General features: G+C 65.5%; 18 protein-coding genes. All 18 read right to left on the bottom strand.

Annotation, left to right across the window (positions count from 1 at the left end; translation table 11 throughout):
• Window positions 1-9: 9 nt before the first annotated feature.
• A complete protein-coding gene (locus ACS5Q0_RS01260; RefSeq protein ID WP_473124777.1) occupies window positions 10-1047 on the bottom strand; it encodes a PhoH family protein in 1038 nt (345 codons plus the stop codon).
• Between the two features lie 126 nt (window positions 1048-1173).
• Window positions 1174-2532, bottom strand: coding sequence for a tRNA (N6-isopentenyl adenosine(37)-C2)-methylthiotransferase MiaB (gene miaB, locus ACS5Q0_RS01255; protein WP_473124776.1), 1359 nt, complete (start codon window positions 2530-2532; stop codon window positions 1174-1176).
• A 103-nt stretch (window positions 2533-2635) separates the two neighbouring features.
• A complete protein-coding gene (locus ACS5Q0_RS01250) occupies window positions 2636-3274 on the bottom strand; it encodes a hypothetical protein (protein WP_473124775.1) in 639 nt (212 codons plus the stop codon).
• Window positions 3275-3881: 607 nt separating this feature from the next.
• A complete protein-coding gene (gene olsA / locus ACS5Q0_RS01245) occupies window positions 3882-4676 on the bottom strand; it encodes a lyso-ornithine lipid O-acyltransferase (RefSeq protein ID WP_473124774.1) in 795 nt (264 codons plus the stop codon).
• Entirely contained in the window at window positions 4673-5047 is a 375-nt protein-coding gene (locus ACS5Q0_RS01240; RefSeq protein WP_473124992.1) for a Fur family transcriptional regulator, read from the bottom strand. The genes olsA and ACS5Q0_RS01240 overlap by 4 nt, the downstream gene beginning before the upstream one ends.
• 270 nt (window positions 5048-5317) lie before the next feature.
• A complete protein-coding gene (locus ACS5Q0_RS01235; RefSeq protein WP_473124773.1) occupies window positions 5318-5803 on the bottom strand; it encodes a GNAT family N-acetyltransferase in 486 nt (161 codons plus the stop codon).
• Entirely contained in the window at window positions 5800-6483 is a 684-nt protein-coding gene (gene tsaB, locus ACS5Q0_RS01230; RefSeq protein WP_473124991.1) for a tRNA (adenosine(37)-N6)-threonylcarbamoyltransferase complex dimerization subunit type 1 TsaB, read from the bottom strand. Before tsaB ends, ACS5Q0_RS01235 begins: the two co-directional genes overlap by 4 nt.
• Before the next feature lie 159 nt (window positions 6484-6642).
• Window positions 6643-7050: a hypothetical protein gene (locus ACS5Q0_RS01225; RefSeq protein WP_473124772.1), complete on the bottom strand. Its 408-nt coding sequence runs from the start codon at window positions 7048-7050 to the stop codon at window positions 6643-6645.
• 90 nt (window positions 7051-7140) lie between these two features.
• Window positions 7141-7731, bottom strand: a complete 591-nt coding sequence (locus ACS5Q0_RS01220; RefSeq protein WP_473124771.1) for a malonic semialdehyde reductase — start codon at window positions 7729-7731, stop codon at window positions 7141-7143.
• 71 nt (window positions 7732-7802) lie between these two features.
• Window positions 7803-8363, bottom strand: coding sequence for a NifU family protein (locus ACS5Q0_RS01215; protein ID WP_473124770.1), 561 nt, complete (start codon window positions 8361-8363; stop codon window positions 7803-7805).
• Between the two features lie 222 nt (window positions 8364-8585).
• Window positions 8586-9035: a hypothetical protein gene (locus ACS5Q0_RS01210; protein WP_473124769.1), complete on the bottom strand. Its 450-nt coding sequence runs from the start codon at window positions 9033-9035 to the stop codon at window positions 8586-8588.
• A gap of 99 nt (window positions 9036-9134) precedes the next feature.
• Window positions 9135-9632, bottom strand: a complete 498-nt coding sequence (locus ACS5Q0_RS01205) for a universal stress protein (RefSeq protein ID WP_473124768.1) — start codon at window positions 9630-9632, stop codon at window positions 9135-9137.
• Window positions 9633-9817: 185 nt separating this feature from the next.
• Window positions 9818-10858, bottom strand: coding sequence for a tryptophan--tRNA ligase (gene trpS / locus ACS5Q0_RS01200; protein WP_473124767.1), 1041 nt, complete (start codon window positions 10856-10858; stop codon window positions 9818-9820).
• Between the two features lie 102 nt (window positions 10859-10960).
• On the bottom strand, window positions 10961-12475 hold the full coding sequence (gene murJ / locus ACS5Q0_RS01195) for a murein biosynthesis integral membrane protein MurJ (RefSeq protein WP_473124766.1): 1515 nt from the start codon (window positions 12473-12475) through the stop codon (window positions 10961-10963).
• 251 nt (window positions 12476-12726) lie between these two features.
• Complete coding sequence (locus tag ACS5Q0_RS01190; protein WP_473124765.1) at window positions 12727-13353, bottom strand: thioredoxin domain-containing protein; 627 nt, start codon at window positions 13351-13353, stop codon at window positions 12727-12729.
• A 108-nt stretch (window positions 13354-13461) separates the two neighbouring features.
• Window positions 13462-15225 carry a chloride channel protein gene (locus ACS5Q0_RS01185; protein ID WP_473124764.1) on the bottom strand — a complete coding sequence of 588 codons (1764 nt, stop codon included), beginning with the start codon at window positions 15223-15225 and terminating at the stop codon, window positions 13462-13464.
• 143 nt (window positions 15226-15368) lie between these two features.
• Window positions 15369-16199, bottom strand: coding sequence for an enoyl-ACP reductase FabI (fabI, locus tag ACS5Q0_RS01180; protein WP_473124763.1), 831 nt, complete (start codon window positions 16197-16199; stop codon window positions 15369-15371).
• Window positions 16200-16354: 155 nt separating this feature from the next.
• The gene (gene fabB / locus ACS5Q0_RS01175) at window positions 16355-17578 is read right to left on the bottom strand and encodes a beta-ketoacyl-ACP synthase I (protein WP_473124762.1); all 1224 of its coding nucleotides are present in this window, start codon (window positions 17576-17578) and stop codon (window positions 16355-16357) included.
• Window positions 17579-17588 lie beyond the last annotated feature (10 nt).

The raw sequence follows: 17588 nt of genomic DNA, 5'->3' as shown, positions 1-17588 counted from the left end.
CGAGCTCGATCACGGTCTCAGATTCCGTTCGCGGTAGGGCTGTTCCTGCGGCGGCGCCTCGCGCGCGGCGCTGTCGTAGGCCGCCACGATGCGGCGCACGAGATCGTGGCGCACCACGTCCGCCTCCTTGAAGGTCACGCGCGAGATGCCTTCGACGCCGTGAAGGATGCGCACGGCCTCGACGAGACCCGATTTCTGTCCCGGCGGAAGGTCGATCTGGGTCGGATCGCCCGTGATGATCATGCGCGAGCCTTCGCCGAGGCGGGTCAGGAACATCTTCATCTGCATGGAGGTGGTGTTCTGCGCCTCGTCCAGCAGCACCAGGGCGTTGGTCAGGGTGCGGCCGCGCATGAAGGCCAGCGGCGCGATCTCGATCATGCCGGTCTGGAGGCCGCGGTCCACGTGGCGCGCCTCCATGAAATCGTAGAGCGCGTCGTAGATCGGGCGCAGGTAAGGATCGACCTTCTCGCGCATGTCGCCGGGCAGGAAGCCCAGGCGCTCGCCCGCTTCGACGGCGGGGCGCGAGATGATGAGCCGGTCCACCTGTCCCGCCTCCAGGAGCGAGACGGCATAGCCCACGGCCAGCCAGGTCTTGCCGGTGCCGGCGGGGCCTTCGGCGAAGACGAGCTCGTTCTGCTTGAGCGCCTTGATATAGGCGTTCTGCGCCGCGTTGCGGGCGCGCACGGGGCCGCGCTTGCGGGTGGCGATGTGGTCGAAGGCGGAGAGGCCGGGGGCGGGAGCCTCCTCGGGCGAGAAGAGCGAACCCTGAAGGGTGGCCTCCTCGATGGTGCCGTCCACGTCGCCGGGGCCCAGCGCCACGCCCTGGCGGGCGCGGTCGTAGAGGCCCTCCAGAACGCGCCGCGCCATCTCGGACGATTCCGGCGTGCCCTTCACGGTCACCCGGTTGCCGTTGGCGTTGGCGGCCACGTTCAGGCGCCGCTCCAGATGAGCGAGGTTCTGGTCGTATTGTCCGAAAACCAGGCTGGCGAGGCGGTTGTCTTCGAAGGTGAGGACGATTTCGGCCTCTTCCTCGACGCCAGGATGCAAGGTGCTGGGGGATCTGCCCTTTTGCGCTCGTGCGGTCGCGTTGTCCGCTGGCCTCAAATGCCTCTCCTTACGTGCTTCGCGGCAGGATCGCCGCGAAAGAAACTCTCGAAGTCGCGGAGAGGGATGTCAGGCCGCGGCCTGACCGCCGGGCTGCACCACTTCCCCGAACAGGCTGTTAGAGCCTGCCTGCGTGATCCGCACCGTCACGATATCGCCGATCCGGTGGCTGTTCGTCTCGAACTGAACAGCCTGAAGATACGGCGATTTGCCGGCCATCTGGCCCGGGTGACGACCCGGCTTCTCCAAGAGAACGTCCAGAGTCTGACCAACGGTTCCGTGATTGAAAGCCTGTCTTTGCGTTTCCAACAGATTTTGCAGGCGGCTCAGGCGCTCCGACTTCACGGATTCGGGCAGCTGCTCCGCGATCTCCGCGGCCGGCGTGCCGGGGCGGGGGCTGTATTTGAACGAGAACGAGCTCGCAAAGCCCACATCGGCCACGAGGCGCATGGTGTCCTCGAACTCCGCATCCGTCTCGCCGGGGAAGCCCACGATGAAGTCGGAGGAGAGCGCCAGATCGGGCTGCGCCTCGCGGATGCGCGCGATCAGGCGGCGGTACTCGTCGCCCGTATGCTTACGGTTCATGGCGTCGAGGATGCGGTCGGAGCCGGACTGCACGGGCAGGTGCAGATAGGGCATGAGCGCCGGCAGGTCGCGATGGGCGGCGATCAGCTCCTCGTCCATGTCGCGCGGGTGGCTCGTGGTGTAGCGAAGCCGCGCGATGCCGGGGATCTCGGCCAGGTGATGCAGCAGGCGCCCCAGGGACCAGATCGCGCCGTCAGGGCCCTCGCCGTGATAGGCGTTCACGTTCTGGCCGATGAGGGTGAGCTCGCGCACGCCCGCATCCGCCAGGCGCAGGGCCTCGTCGAGGATCTTGGCCACGGGGCGGGAGACCTCCGCGCCGCGGGTATAGGGCACCACGCAGAAGGTGCAGAACTTGTCGCAACCCTCCTGGATCGTCAGGAACGCGGATACGCCTCGGTTCCGGATCATGGCCTTCGACGGCTGGGGTAGGTGGTCGAACTTGTCCTCGATGGGAAACTCGGTGTCGACCACGCGCTCCGAGCGCGCCTTGTTCAGCAACTGCGGCAGGTTGTGGTAGTTCTGCGGGCCCACCACCACGTCGACGGCGGGAGCCCGGCGCAGGATCTCCTTGCCCTCGGCCTGGGCGACGCAGCCCGCGACCACGATCTTCGTCTCCTGCCCTTGCGTCGCGCGCTCCTTCTTCAGTTCGCGCACGCGGCCGAGCTCCGAATAGACCTTCTCGGCGGCCTTCTCGCGGATATGGCAGGTATTGAGGATGACGAGGTCCGCCTCCTCCATGGCCTTGGTCTCGGCGTAGCCTTCGGACGTCAGCATGTCGGCCATGCGCTCGGCGTCATAGACGTTCATCTGGCAGCCATAGGATTTGACGAAGACTTTTTTCACGAGATCGGCCTGTCTGCTGGGTGTCGGCGGTCCATAAGCGAGCGCCCATTTAAGCCTTTTGGGTCTCAATGAGAATAGCGGCCTTTCGACCGATCGCGAGGACCTATTGAGGGAAGGGCCAGTTGAGCACCCATCCCTGCTCTCTCAGCACGGCATCGGTCTCGACATAGTTCTCGTACGTCTCGGCGGGGCTGACTTTGAACCGGATCCGAGTTTCGTCATCCCAGCCCACGAATTCCCAAGTCTCGTTCGTTCCATTGCTGTCGTATTTGTACAGCAAGTCCTGTTTGGCCTTGCCAGCACCGAGAGACCAGATGCTGAGGTGGTGTTCATATTCACCACCAAAGACCACGAACCAGCGTCCGGAAGGCGAGAAGTGTGGCTCGTCAGGCAAGTCCAACCGTTCTCCGGTCTTTGCGTTCAGCAGCAGAACGCTGTTGGTCTCCCATCCATGCTCGATCAAGACATAAACATTTTGAGCGGGGCGATAACCACGAAGCGAGTAACCCACGCACGCCAGTTCTTTCTCACCCTCGCAGGCTTTCGAATCCCGGATCTTCTTGATCCTCCCGTTTTCGAGCCTGATCGTCAGCACGTCGCCCTTCCGGCTCACCTTGCCCCGCAATTCGGCAAGACAATCCTCCTCCACCTGACAGGAGATAGGCTCCTGACTTGGAGGGCTCTTCTGCGCAACCGCAGGAACTGCCAGGAGGACAATCAGGAAGATCGCAGTACGCCGCATGGTCGGTCCGTCAACAAGGAACGGTAATTGTTACAATAGAACGCCCATGCTTCAAAGCAGGCTTTACCCACCTTCAGCGCCCTGCGCTCTCGGCGACGGTGGCTTCTTAGGCTCTCAAAAGAAGAGTGGGGCGCGGTGACAAGGAACCTGCGCTACCGGGCGAGCATTGAGCGACCGAACTCCGCTCTTGGAGTGCATACAGGTTCAGAGAGTCTCCGAGACGGTTCAGTCATCGGATGCTGCTCGATCTTCATGAACCGGCGGTTCCGGTAGGACCAGTTCATCCATTCGAAGCCCTCGTCGGTGTGTATGACGAGGATCCCATGAAATCCCAGAGGACTCTCGAAGAACCCTTGATCTTTGGCATACATCTCCCGCAAACCTAAATCGGAGCGGGTTTCAACGGCCCTGTATCTTGGGCCAGTGTCGCGGTTGTTCACGATCTGCAGGCAGTATGGCCGGCCCCCCGCCAATTCTTCCGCTTGTGCCAGGACAAGGCTGATGGTGGATCTGTCCCATTTCTCGAAACCTATCCAAATTCCGCAAGCCGCAGCTATCCAAATTCCGCAAGCCACAGCCAGAACGGGCAGGATGGAACGAATGCCTGTCATGGAACCCACCCGCAGCCTTTGGGTGATGCCGCCTTCAGCGCCCTGCGCACGGCGCTCTCGGCGGCGGCGGTCGCCTCCTTGCGGTTGCCGTTGAAGGGAATCGGCTCGCCCCAGGTCACCACCGCGTCGATGGGGTGGCCTTCCAGGAAGAGCCTGAGATGGGGCGCGAGGTCCATGTCGCCGTACCAGGCGATGAAGGGCCGGTCGCGCCGCGTGATGGGAAGCCCGTCGCGGCGGACGTAAGCGATGGCGAGCGGCTGCAGAAAGACCTTCTCGACGCTGTCGTGCATGAGCGCCGTCTGCGCCGCCCCCACCAGGGAGGAGCGGAAGGGCAGGAGCCGGTTGCCGTCGCCCGTGGTACCCTCCGCGAACAGCACGATCACCTCGCCCTTGACGAGGCGATGGGCGAGGGCGTCGTTCACCTCCGCGGTGGCTTTCCGGCGCTGGCGGTCGATGAAGACGGAGCGCTGGAGCCGGGCGAGCAGGCCCACCACCGGCCATCCTTCGATCTCGGATTTCGCGATGAAGGAGAGGGGGTGGACCGAGCCGATGACGGGAATGTCGAGCCAGGAGACGTGGTTGGCCACCACGAGGGTCGGCGCGTCGCCGGGGGGCGTCCCCTTCTCGATCACGCGCACGTTGAAGAGCCGCAGGAGAACGCGGTGAAACAGAACCGGCAGATGGTGGATGAAGCTCCAGCCGAAGCGGATCCCCAGCATCTGCATCGGGACGAGCACGAGGCTGCACAGCGCCAGGACGAGGAGCTTCAGGACAATGGCGATCTTCGTCACGCATCGTCCTTGTCGAGCGGCAGCGCGTAGAGCTCAAGGCGATGGTAGACCACCTTGTAGCCGAGGCGTCTGGCGATCTCGGTCTGCAGCACCTCGATCTCCTCCGAGTGGAACTCGATCACGTCGCCGGTCTCGAGATTGATGAGATGGTCGTGATGCTCGCGTGCCGCCTGCTCGTAGCGGGAGCGGCCGTCGCGGAAATCGAGCCGCTCCAGAATGCCTTCCGTCTCGAAGAGCTTCACGGTGCGGTAGACCGTGGACAGGGAAATGCGGTCATCCACCGCGGCTGCCCGGCGGTGGAGCTCCACCACGTCGGGATGATCGGCGGCGTTGTCGAGAATCTGCGCGATGATCTTCCGCTGGCCCGTCATGCGCAGGCCCTTGTCGCGGCAGGCGCGCTCGATCACGCCGGGTCGGCGGGATTTTCCGGTGCTGATGGTCCGTGCTGCCAAAATTGAAACTCACTCCTCGAACACCGGACCGAGCGCCGAAACCACGCTCCGGGTCGATCCGATGCCCGCTGTCTTCGATCGAGCGCGCCGTCCGGTGGTACCGGCAGGCCGCGTCGGCGGGAAACCGGAACCGCTTTTTTCAGGCACGATACGCCTGCCAATGCTTATAAGGGAGTTGCCGGGGAGGGGCTATAGGCTCACCGCCATGGTGAGCGCCGCGACCCGGCTGCCGTCGGGCTTCTGATAATAGCCTTCCCGCCGCCCCGCCTCCTTGAAGCCGAAGCGGCGATAAAGGGCGAGCGCGGGTTGGTTGCCCTCCTCCACCTCCAGGTGAACAACGCGGACGCCACGGCGGGAGAGTTCGTCGAGATGCCGCTCGAGGAGAGGAATCGAGAAGCCCTTGCCCCGGCTCTCGGGGGCGATGGCGACCGTGAGGATTTCCGCCTCGTCGAGCACCATGCGCGACAGCACGAAACCCGAGGGCTTCGCGGCCGGCCCGAGGAAAAGCCCGTCCCCGACCACCCCGCGCTCGCCCAGCAGCCGCTCGAATTCCAGGGTGGTCCAGGCGCGGGCGAAGGACGCAGCATGGATCGCCGCCATCCGGGCGGCGAATTCCGTGCCGAGCGGGTCGATGCGGATGCCGCCGGGCCTCTTGAACAGATCGAAGAAGCTCATCGGCGTGCGATGCGCGCGCCATCCTGAGGCTTGGCGTCGGGATCGCGGAGATAGAGGGGCTTGGGAAGAGCCTGATTCGGGTCGGCGAGGGCGCCGAGCCGCGCCACCCAGGCGATGTCGGGCGCCTGGGGCATGTCGGTCACATGGGCCTCCACGCCCTGCATGCGGGCCTCCGCCGCGAGCATGGGAGCGGCCGAGCCGCTGATCAGCAGGGGGCCGGAACCGAGCACGCGCACCGCATCGCGATAGGTCATGAGGCTCGGCTGGATGATGGTGCGTCCGCCCGCGGCGATGGCCTGGATGTAGATGTGCCCGTGCTTGGCATCGATGGCGGCGGTGAACAGGCCGCGCCGCTCCTTCACCATGAGCGGGGCGAGGAAGGCCGAGAGGGTGGCCACGCCCACCACCGGAATTCCGGCGGCAAGCCCGATCCCCCGGGCGGCCGAGATCCCCACGCGCAGGCCCGTATAGCTGCCAGGCCCCACGGTCACGGCGACCCGGTCGAGGCTCTCGAAGCCGCCTTCGACCTTGGCCGCCACCCGGTCGATGAGCGGCAGCAGGGCCTCCGCGTGGCCGCGCTCCATGGGCAGGGTCTCGCCGGCCAGGGGCGCGGCGTCGCCGGCCTGCCAGATGCAGGCCGAGCAGGCGCCGAGAGCGGTATCGATGGCAAGGACGCGCAACATTCGTCTCCGTCTGATCGTGACTTCTCTTTAGCGCATCGTGGGGAAAAGTGGACCCGGTTTTCGCTGCGCGGCCCGCTGGGTCCGCATTCGACGATGCGCTCACTGGGAAGAGAGCATCGTGGGGAAAAGTGGACCCGGTTTTCAGGGGCCTTTGACTCATCCCTTCAGGGCGATGCCGCCATAGCCGAGAAGATCGGCGAAAAGGGCTGCGGCAACGCCGCAGGCGACGAGGATCAGCCCCGCGATGAAGATCCGGACCGAGCGGTTGTATTTGTCCAGCCGGAGAGAATCGACCGCCAGAAGATTGGCCAAGGCCTTGATCTGGAACACGATCCCGAGGGTGATCGCGAGGACCGCGATGAGGTCGGACCGCTCCCAGTCTCCCGGAAGGCCGGCCCACCGGCTCAAGAAGCCCAGCGAGAAGCCGACCACGACCCCGATCGCCGTCAGCGAGCCGTTGCGGAAGGCCGCGTCGATCGTGGTGCGCTCCGGAGGCGGTTCGGGCGCGGGGTCGATCCTGTCGGTCTGCGGTGTCTCGGTCACGGCGAGCCGGTCCTCAACCATCGAATTCACATCCGATGCTTTACCCTTTTAGTCCTGAGCATCTTGTCACGCAAAACCGGTTCTCCCCGTTTGCGTTCGATGCTCTCGCGCTCACTCGATCCGGCAGAATTCCTCGAACGCGAAGCGCGGCTGGCGCGGGTGCAGCTTTTCGGGAAGCCCGTAGCCGAGATTGATGAGGAAGTTGGACTTAGTCTTCCCGTCCGGGAAGAAGGCCCGGTCCACCCCCTCGCGGTCGAACCCGCCCATGGGACCGCAATCGAGTCCCAGCGAGCGCGCCGCCATGATGATGTAGGCGCCTTGCAGGCTGGAGCCCTGGAAGGCTCCGCGCTCGATGGCCTGGGGCTTGCCCGCGAACCAGCTGCGCGCATCCTTGCTGTGCGGGGCCAGGAATCCGAGCTTCTCGTAGAATTCCATGTCGTGCGCCACGATGACGGTGGCGGGCGCGCTCATGGTCTGGCGCACATTGCCCTCGTCGAGATGGGGTTTCAGCCTCTCCTTGGCCTCCTGCGACACCACGAAGACGAAACGACCCGGTGAGGAATTGCCGCTGGTCGGCCCCATCTTGGCGAGATCGGCGATCTTGCGCAGGGTTTCCTCCGGAATCTGCCGGTCTTCCCACCAGCGGTGGGTGCGGGCGTTGCGGAAGAGCTGGTCGAGGGCGGCGTCGGACAGGGGCAGCAAGTCAAATCTCCAAACAAAAAAGCGCGGCGTGAAGGGCCGCGCTGTTCCTTATGAGAGTTCCGATCGGTGGATCAAACGGCCTGCACTTCGCGCACGTCGGGCAGGAAGTGGCGCAGCAGGTTCTGGATGCCGTGGCGGAGCGTGGCGGTGGAGGAGGGGCAGCCGGAGCACGCGCCCTTCATGACCAGATAGACCACGCCGTCCTTGAAGCCGCGGAAGGTGATGTCGCCGCCGTCGCCCGCCACCGCCGGGCGGATGCGGGTTTCGAGCAGCTCCTTGATCGTCTCGACCGTGGACGCGTCCTCGGGATCGAAGAATTCCTCGCCGTCCTCCTGGGATGCGCCGTAGCCGTTGGCGAACAGGGGCGCGCCGGTCATGAAATGCTCCATGATCGCGCCGAGGATCGCAGGCTTCAGGTGCTGCCACTCGCCGTCGGCCTTCGTCACGGTGATGAAATCGTAGCCGAAGAAGACACCGGTCACGCCCGGGACCGAAAAGAGGCGCTGCGCCAGGGGCGAGACCTCGCCCTGCGCGGGGGTCTTCGCCTCGAAGGTGCCTTCCGGCATCACGACGCGGCCGGGCAGGAACTTCAAGGTGGTGGGATTGGGAGTGGCTTCGGTCTGGATGAACATCGCTTTTTCGTCCTCTGACGCCGGTTCAAGGCCGGCCGAGTGGTGGGTTTAGAATCGTTCTAACAGGTTTCAGACGGAATGTGGAACGCTCTTGTGCGGATTCCAAGGGCGTCCTGCTTCGTCTCTGCGTTGATACTCGCTCGGTCAGGGGCAATAAACGAAAGACCTGATGTGGAAAGAACTGGCTCTGCAATGAGAAGCCGGTTCTCCCTGTATCGGCGTCTAGCACATGCTGGGGCGCAAAATGGACATCTCGGAGCAGGACGGCGCCTTCAGCCAGCAGGTTGGGCATTTTTCCATGCTGCCCCAGCTCTGCTCGCTATAGACCGAATCCGGTGCATCCAAAGGCGGGCAGCGCTGAACATCCCAGGATGCGAGATCCGTTGAGATCTTCATGCGCTCTCCCTTGAGAGACAGGATGAAGGTTTCGGGACTCGTCGGGGATGCTTCTATCTCCCCCTCCTCCCTGCACATGGTTTGCAGGCGAAAATCCGCACCCGACTTCGTGACCCTGTCGATCCGGCAGGAGGAGACGAAAATATCGATTCGCTTCGCCGTGATGGTGATGGGCCACTCTTCGAGCGGTCCCTCATGTTTGGGCGAGCACCAGAGAGGATTCTCCGACCAGCGCCCCTCGAAGGGCTGGGCCGCCATGGTTGGAACGGCGGTCATCCATACTGCTGAAAGGAACGTGCACCATCGGGCGGCTTGAAGCATAAGAAGGCTCGCGAGCGATTTCGTGTACATTGTTACACGAATGCCGGAACCTCTCTATCCCGCAAGCGCGTCGATCTCCTCGTCCGTCAGGCTTCCCGGAACGATGACGATGGGGACCGGGAAGGTGGAGGCTGCCTTGCCCGCGAGGGTGGTCACGAGTGGGCCGGGGCCGTCCTTGCCGCTGCCGGCGGCGAGCACGAGGAAGGACACATCCTCGTCCTCACGGATCAGCTTGGTGATTTCCTCCGAGCGGCTGCCGACGCGGATCACCTGCTCCGGCTCGACGCCCGCGGCGCTGCGCGCCTCGCGGGCGGCCGCCTCAAGGAGCTTGGCCGCTTCCTCGCTCGCCTCCTCGACCATGGCCTCGCCGACCCCGATCCACTCGAAATTGTCCGGCGGATCCACCACGGCGAGCATGAGCATGCTCGCTCCGGTGCGTGCGCAACGGCGCGAGGCGAAATGGACCGCCCGCGCGCATTCCGGCGTCTTGTCGACCACCACCATGAATTTCGGTCGGTGGCCCGATTCGTAGGATCGGCGCTGCCCGCTCAATGCACGCTCTCCTGCAACGGCACGATGCTGCCCTGCCCGAATGGATAGGACAAGTGCGGAGCTTTGATCTAGAGCATCGTGCGGAAAAGTGGATCCGGCTTGCCCTCGCCCCAGCGCGGCTTTCCGGGTCGGTGGAGCGGACCCGAGGGTCCGCTCCGGACGGCGATGTCACGATCGGGCCGCGTTCAGCGCGCCCGAACGAAGCCCACGATGTCCTTGACCGCGTCCATGGTCTGGGCGGCGAGCACCCGGGCGCGGTTCGAACCGTCGACGAGGATCGCGTCGATATGGGCCGGATCGTCCATGAGACGGCGCATCTCGCCGGCGATGGGGGCGAGCTTCGTCACCGCCACGTCCACCAGGGCCGCCTTGAAGCCGGAGAACTGCGCCCCGCCGTGGTCGCGCAGCACGTCTTCCGCACTCGTGCCGGTGAGCGCCGCGTAGATGGCGACCAGGTTCTCCGCCTCGGGACGGCCCTTCAGGCCTTCGATCTCGGAGGGCAGGGGCTCGGGATCCGTCTTCGCCTTGCGCACCTTCTGGGCGATGGTGTCGGCATCGTCCGTGAGGTTGATGCGGGAATAGTCCGACGGGTCCGACTTCGACATCTTCTTCGAGCCGTCGCGCAGCGACATGACGCGGGTGGCCGGGCCCTGGATCATGGGCTCGGTGAGCGGGAAGAAGGCATCGCCAAAGCCGTTCGCGGCGATCGAGGCGGCATAGTCGTTGTTGAACTTCTGGGCCACGTCGCGGGTGAGCTCGAGATGCTGCTTCTGGTCCTCGCCCACCGGCACGTGCGTGGCGCGGTAGACCAGGATGTCGGCGGCCATCAGGCTCGGATAGGCGTAGAGGCCGAGCGAGGCGTTCTCGCGGTCCTTGCCGGCCTTCTCCTTGAACTGCGTCATGCGGTTCATCCAGCCGATGCGCGCGACGCAGTTGAAGATCCAGGCGAGCTCCGCGTGCTGATACACCTGGCTCTGGTTGAAGATGATGCTCTTCTTCGGGTCGAGGCCGGCGGCGAGATAGGCGGCCGTCACCTCGCGGATCTGGCGCTTCAGGTCGGCGGGATCCTGCCAGACGGTGATGGCGTGCATGTCGACGACGCAATAGATGCATTCCATCGTCTTCTGGAGTTCGATCCATCGGATCATCGCGCCGAGATAGTTACCGAGATGCAGGTTTCCCGTCGGCTGCATGCCTGAGAAAACCAGCTCCTTGAACTGCGCCATCGTCTTGCACTCCCACGCCGGACCGGGTTGGACGCCGGCCGCGCTGTTTCCATTGTTGCGTTGCGGCGCGGTTATGACAGGGCCGCGCCACGATGCAAGCGTTTAACGGAACGAAGTCACGTCGTCACGAGTCACCGCGCCGGTCAGCCATGCCGCGAGGACATAAAGGCCGAGACCCCCGATGCAGAAAGCGGCGAGCGACAGGCTGCCCATGGGGACGAGGATTGTCTGCGCTCCCCAGAGAGCCGAGCCCATGAGAGCGGTCGAGAGGCCGATCCGGAGAAGGCGCGCGAGAAAGCGGCGGTCGGGGCGCCACAATCCGATTCGGGCCAAAAACCAGATCATCGCGAGAGCATGGGCGATGCAGCCCAGGCTGATGCCGAGCGCGATCCCGGTGGGTCCCCAGACGGGCGCGAGGAGCGCGCCGCCCGCGACGGTGACGACGATGCCGAGCACGGTACCCGCTACCGTGCTGCGCAGGGCCCCGCGCGCGAACAGGGTCTGGCTCAGCACCTTGCCGGCGGTGGCGAAGGGCAGGCCGAGGCTCAGGCCCGCGAGCACCAAAGCCGTCCCCTCGGTGTCGGATGGCTGGAAGGCTCCCCGTTCGAAGAGAACGACCGTGATCGGAAAAGCCAGGATCAGCAGGGCCGTGCTGGCGGGCAGGGCGAGGAGAAGCGCCATTTCGAGCGCCCGGTGCTGGGCCGAGACGATGGCCTCCGTTTCGCCCACGTGGTGGTGCCTGGCGAGTTCCGGCAGCAGGACGCTGGCACCCAAGGCCGCCATGAGCCCGAGCGGCAGCTGCATCACCCGGTCGGCGTAATAGAGCCAGGAAATGCCGGAGGCCCAGAACGACGCCATCTGCGTTCCCGCCAGCATGAAGAGCTGCACGGCGCCGCTGGCGACAAGGGCCGGGAAGCCCGCCAGCAGCAGGCTCTTCAGGCCAGAGGACCAGCGCGGCCTGCGAAAGCGCACGAGCGTCTCTCCGCCCCGCCGCAGCGCGATCAGCACGACGGCGAGCTGAACGAATCCGGCCAGGCTCGAGGCCGCGGAGAGCCAGGCGGCCTTGGCGTCGAGGGGCAGGGCGAAGGTGGTCTCCAGCACCACGAGCGTCAGGATCAGGCCGGCATTGACCGCAAGGGGCGCGAGCGCCGTCGCCCCATAGCGCCCGCGCATGTTGAGGATCGCGGCGGCGATGGAGGAGAGTGTCACCGCCAGGACGATGGGAAAGGATAGGCGCGTATAGAGGGCCGCCAGCGCCAGGGTTTCGGGATCTGCGTGAAGGCCGGGCGCGAGAAGAAACGCGATAGGGCCTGCGCCGATCGCGACGAGCGCGCTGAGGCAGAGAAGCGCCAGCGCGAAGACGCCGATCACGTCGCCCGCCGCCTCGGCGGCGTCCTTCGGCTCCAGGCGGCTCAGATGCGGCACGAGGGCCGGATTGAGCCCGCCCTCGCCGACGATGCGCCGCACGAGGTTCGGCAGGCGAAAGGCAGTGAGGAACGCATCCGCCACCGGCCCCGCGCCCAGGGCCTGCGCGAACAGCATGTCCCGGACGAAGCCGAGAACGCGCGAGGCGATCGAGCCGAAGCCGACCAGGAGGGAGGAGCGGATGAGCGACATGGGTGGAGTCGCGCTTAAACGCTTCTGCGGCGATTGTCTAAGAAATGGTGCGGTCTCTGTCTTCTTCTGCCTTGCCGGAAGGGATGTGAGCAGGGCGCAATATCAAACGGAATACCCCGTCATCCCCGGGCTTGTCCCGGGGATCCCCGTCTTCTCCGATGCGGCAGGCGTGCCGAGGTCCCTGGATCAGACGCAGTACCCTGCCTTGCCAGTCGCAGCCCGCTTTCGCGGGCGGAGGAAAGATCGCCCGGTCATCCCCTCGCGCGCGCAATCGCTGCGCGCTTCTGGGCGAGCGTCATGCCGCCCACATAGGCTTCCGTCGCGACGAGATAGGAGGGCGTGGCCGTGAAGCCCAGGGAATCGCCGACCTTGAACGCATTCTTCATCCACTGGGCGGTCTGCTCGGTATTCGCGACCTCCTCCAGGCGCGTGGGGTCTCCTCCCAGGCGCTCAATTTCCTTCAAAGCCCGCCCGCCGTCGACGGATCCCTTCAGCTTAAAGAGGGCGAGGTGGAGCGGCAGGTAGCGTTCGGGGCCGTAGAGCTGCAAGTAGGCGAGGGCAGCCTTCGTGGCCGTGACGGACGGGATGCCGAGCACCGCGAAATTCACGAGCACATAAGTGAGCTCCGGCTCCGCCTTGAGCAGCGCGGGCAGATCGGCGGCCGACTTGCGGCACCAGGGGCAGTTGTAGTCGAAATACTCGATCATGATCACGTCGCCGTGCGGATGCCCGATCCTGACGGCGGACGGCTGAGCCAGAGCGTCCTCGACGAGCTCGACGGGAACCATCTGCGGCTCCGGCCCGGACTGGGCGAAGGCGGGAATGCTCGCGCCGGAGGCGGCGAGACCGGCGAGAAGGGTGCGGCGGGACAGGATCATGAAAGCGACTCGTGAAACGGAAGTGCCCCGTGGTGCCGTTCGATCATGTCGGGAGCAAGGCCAAGCTTTCCGGGGTCATGCACTTGTGAAGAGGGTGGCTGCGCGCCCTCACTTGGCGATGCCGAGATCCTCGCGGCGCTGCATGTCGAGGATGTGGGACGCCAGCGCGTAGGCGTCGCGCGCCCGAACGACGCCGACGAGGGCGCGGCTGTCCGTCGGGTCCATCACGGCGATCGTCGCCCGGTCGTCGTTGCGGAAGATGTCGACGAGCTCGGCCAGGTTGGTCCGGGGCGTCACCGCCGGGTTGGTTTCGTAGACCAGTTCAGCGGCAACGACAGGCAGCTGGGTATCCTCTCCTTCGATCGCCTCCACGAGACGCGGATCGATCAGGCCCGCGAAGGAACCATCGTGCTGATAGACGGCCGTACCGCGGGCTCCGGCGGTCGAGACCGCGCGCATGACGTCGTCCAGCTCCGCATTGGCGGCGATCGAGCGCTTGGGCGGCCTGATGATGCCGGAGATCGGCGAGGCGGCGAGGCGCGACACGTCATGCCCGCCCTCGATGGCGAGCCCACGCTGCTGGAAGCGCCAGGTCGCGAAGGAATAGCCGAACAGGCGATCCGTCAGGAACGAGGCCGCCACCGCGCCGATGGCGACCACGATGGCCGCGTCGTAATCGCCCGTGGTTTCGAGCACGAGAAAGATCATGGTCAGCGGGCTGCCGATGATGCTCGCGCCGACCGAGGCCATGCCGATGACGGCGCAGAGCGCGGGACTTACCGGCGGGACCCCGGGAAGGAGGGGAGCGACCCAGGCCACGCATTGCCCGAGGAGCGCGCCGAGCAGAAGCGAGGCGCTGAAGAGGCCTCCCCGGAAGCCGCTGCCGAGGCTTGCCGCCGAGGCGACGGTCTTGGCGCCCAGCAGCCCCAGGGCGTGACGTCCGGCGATCTCTCCGTTTACGGCGTGCTCGACCGCCGCGTGACCGCTGCCCAGCACGGCGGGAAACCGGATCGCCAGGGCGGTGAGCAGCAATCCAGCCACCGCGCGGCGCATCGCATGGCCCGGGAACAGGCGCTTGAACAGACGTTCGAAAATGGTCACGAGCAACATGACCCCGATGCCGAGGAGGGCGGCGAGAAGCCCGATCGCCAGGGCGAGCGGAAAATCGGACCACGACGCCTGGGTTTCCAGCGGCAGGTCGAAAGGCTTCGCCTGTCCGGTGAGCAGCCACATGGTGATCACGGCGCAGATGGCCGCGAGGCCGATGGGCGCGAGAGTCCGCTTGGTGTAGGTGCCCAGCACCAGTTCATAGGCGTAGAGCATGCCCGCGATCGGAGCGCGATAGGCGGCCGCGATGGCCGCGGCCGAGCCTGCCCCGACCAGAAGGCGCAGGTCCGAGCGCGGCCGCCCCAATCGCCGCCCGAGGCGGCTCGCGAGCACCGCGCCGAGCTGGGTCACGGCGGCCTCGATGCCCACCGAGGCGCCGAACGAGACCGATGCGAGAATGGGAATGACGACGCCGACCGCGTCGAACCAGCTCATGGTTCCGCCGCTGAGCGCGTTGGCTTCCACGGCGTCGATGGGCTCCTTGGTCTTCCAGCGGGCGAGCAGGCGCGTCAGCACGGTGACGAGGATCGCGCTGCAGGTGAGCGCCAGCGCGATGCGCAGATAGGATGCGTGGTCGGGCAGCACGATCCGCCGCTCGGCGGCGAAACCCAGGGTCGAGCGCTGGGCGAAGACGACGAAACTCTGGATTCCGGCAACGGCGACGCCCGTCAGGCAGCCGAGGGCTGCCGCCAGCCCGACGAGACGAAACGAACCGGTGGGTTTGCGAAGATCGGGAACGGAGGAGAGCCGCGGTTCGGGACTCATTCGCAAGCCTTCGGTCATGGGAGGGAGTTTTGGGGGGAACGCCCTCGATCGGGAAAGGTCACCGCGCGATCCGCGAAACGACAATGCCGCCCGGAGGGGCGGCATTAGACGAGTCGTCCTGAACCGGCTCTGAATGCGCTTTTTTAAGCTTCTTCGCCCGTCACTCCTGCGGCGTCCTGGGCCTTGAGCACCTCGGGGCGCGGCATGGAGATGATGTTGTAGCCGGAATCCACGTAATGGATTTCGCCGGTGACGCCCGAGGACAGGTCGGAGAGCATGTAGAGGGCCGCTCCTCCCACGTCCTCGATGGTGATGTTCCGGCGCAGCGGCGCATGGGCCTTCTGGTAGGTGAACATCAGCCGCGCATCGGCGATGCCGGCGCCGGCGAGCGTCCGGACCGGGCCCGCCGAGATGGCGTTGCAGCGGATGCCCGCCGGCCCGAGATCGTTGGCGATGTAGCGCACGGACGCCTCGAGAGCGGCCTTGGCCACGCCCATGACGTTGTAATTGGGCATCACGCGGGTGGAGCCGCCATAGGTGAGCGTGAGGAGCGAGCCGCCGTTCCTCATGCGCCTGGCGGCGCGCTGCGCGACCTCCGTGAAGGAGAAGCAGGAAATCACCATGGTGCGCGAGAAGTTTTCACGCGTCGTGACCTCGGTGTAGGAGCCCTTGAGCTGCGACTTGTCCGAGAAGCCGATGGCGTGGACGACGAAATCGATGGAATCCCACCGCCTGTCGATGGCCTCGAACGCGGCGTCGACGGAGGCGAGATCCTCCACGTCGCAGGGGACCACGAGGTCCGACCCCAGGGACTGCGCCAGCGGCGTCACGCGCTTTCCGAGAGCCTCGCCCTGGTAGGTGAAGGCGAGTTCCGCGCCTTGCGCCGCCACGGCCTTGGCGATCCCCCAGGCAATGGAATGGTCGTTCGCGACGCCCATGATGAGGCCGCGCTTACCTTGCATCAGACCGCCCATACGGGTCCCCCTATGCATCGGCTCCAGTGTCGGATGCCGATCGTTAGCAAACCGTGCATCCCGAGCCTTCGTTTTCATTTCAATGAGCATGTCCATGCGAGATCCCCCTCGACGAATCGGGACATCGCATGGCGCTGTCTCAGGTTTATGACGTCTTAACCGTTATAACGGCTGAAGACGAGTGTGGCATTCGTGCCGCCGAAGCCGAACGAGTTCGACAGGACCGTATCGATCTTCGCGTCGTCGATGCGCTTGCGGACGATGTTCATGTCCGCGAAGGCGGGGTCGATCTCGTCGATATGGGCGCTCTCGCAGATGAAACGGTTCTGCATCATCAGCAGGGAATAGATCGCCTCCTGCACGCCGGTCGCGCCGAGCGAGTGCCCGGTGAGCGATTTCGTCGCAGAGATCGGCGGGCACTTGTCGCCCGAGCCGAACACCTCGCGGATCGCCTCGATCTCCTTCTGGTCGCCGACCGGGGTCGAGGTCGCGTGCGGGTTGATGTAGTCGATGGGGCTGTGAACGACCTTGAGGGCCATGCGCATGCAGCGCACCGCGCCTTCGCCCGAGGGTGCCACCATGTCGTAGCCGTCGGAGGTCATGCCGTAGCCCACGATCTCGCCGTAGATCTTGGCGCCGCGGGCCTTGGCGTGCTCCAGCTCCTCGAGCACCAGCACGCCCGCGCCGCCGGCGATCACGAAGCCGTCGCGGTTGGCGTCATAGGCGCGAGAGGCCCGTGCCGGCGTGTCGTTGTACTTGGTCGACATAGCGCCCATGGCGTCGAAGAGATTGGACAGGGTCCAGTCCAGGTCCTCGCAGCCGCCGGCGAACATCACGTCCTGCTTGCCGTACTGGATCATCTCGTAGGCGTTGCCGACGCAATGGTTCGAGGTCGCGCAGGCCGAGGAGATGGAATAGTTCACGCCCTTGATCTTGAACCAGGTGGCGAGCGTCGCGGAGGCGGTGGAGGACATGGCCTTCGGCACCGCGAAGGGGCCGATGCGCTTGGGGCCCTTGTCGCGGGTGATGTCGGCGGCTTCCACGATCACGCGGGTGGAGGGACCGCCGGAGCCCATTATGATGCCGGTGCGCTCGTTGGAGATGTCGCTCTCCTCCAGCCCCGAATCGCGAATCGCCTGGTCCATGGCCACGTGATTCCAGGCGGTGCCGCGACCGTGGAAGCGCATGGCGCGGCGGTCGACGAGGGATTCCACATCGATCTGCGGGGCCCCGTGCACCTGGCAGCGGAAGCCGTACTTCTCGTAATCCTCCGCCTTCGCAATGCCCGACTTCGCTTCGCGCAAAGAGGCAAGCACCTCCTGCGTGTTGTTGCCGATGGACGAAACGATGCCCATTCCGGTGACGACGACGCGCCTCATAGCCTACCTC

The sequence above is a fragment of the Microvirga sp. HS2 genome (genome assembly GCF_055792805.1).
The sequence above is the reverse complement of the archived record's forward strand: the minus strand, read 5'-3'. Positions and strand labels throughout refer to the sequence as shown.

What these genes read in the sequence shown, in the direction of transcription:
- fabB (WP_473124762.1), bottom strand. Translation starts at nt 17,578, where the DNA reads ATGAGGCGCGTCGTCGTCACCGGAATGGGCATCGTTTCGTCCATCGGC.
- trpS (WP_473124767.1), bottom strand. Translation starts at nt 10,858, where the DNA reads ATGGCGCAGTTCAAGGAGCTGGTTTTCTCAGGCATGCAGCCGACGGGA.
- murJ (WP_473124766.1), bottom strand. Translation starts at nt 12,475, where the DNA reads ATGTCGCTCATCCGCTCCTCCCTCCTGGTCGGCTTCGGCTCGATCGCC.
- ACS5Q0_RS01250 (WP_473124775.1), bottom strand. Translation starts at nt 3,274, where the DNA reads ATGCGGCGTACTGCGATCTTCCTGATTGTCCTCCTGGCAGTTCCTGCG.
- ACS5Q0_RS01210 (WP_473124769.1), bottom strand. Translation starts at nt 9,035, where the DNA reads ATGACCGCCGTTCCAACCATGGCGGCCCAGCCCTTCGAGGGGCGCTGG.
- fabI (WP_473124763.1), bottom strand. Translation starts at nt 16,199, where the DNA reads ATGGGCGGTCTGATGCAAGGTAAGCGCGGCCTCATCATGGGCGTCGCG.
- ACS5Q0_RS01235 (WP_473124773.1), bottom strand. Translation starts at nt 5,803, where the DNA reads ATGAGCTTCTTCGATCTGTTCAAGAGGCCCGGCGGCATCCGCATCGAC.
- ACS5Q0_RS01225 (WP_473124772.1), bottom strand. Translation starts at nt 7,050, where the DNA reads ATGGTTGAGGACCGGCTCGCCGTGACCGAGACACCGCAGACCGACAGG.
- ACS5Q0_RS01215 (WP_473124770.1), bottom strand. Translation starts at nt 8,363, where the DNA reads ATGTTCATCCAGACCGAAGCCACTCCCAATCCCACCACCTTGAAGTTC.
- ACS5Q0_RS01190 (WP_473124765.1), bottom strand. Translation starts at nt 13,353, where the DNA reads ATGATCCTGTCCCGCCGCACCCTTCTCGCCGGTCTCGCCGCCTCCGGC.
- ACS5Q0_RS01185 (WP_473124764.1), bottom strand. Translation starts at nt 15,225, where the DNA reads ATGAGTCCCGAACCGCGGCTCTCCTCCGTTCCCGATCTTCGCAAACCC.
- ACS5Q0_RS01240 (WP_473124992.1), bottom strand. Translation starts at nt 5,047, where the DNA reads ATGACGGGCCAGCGGAAGATCATCGCGCAGATTCTCGACAACGCCGCC.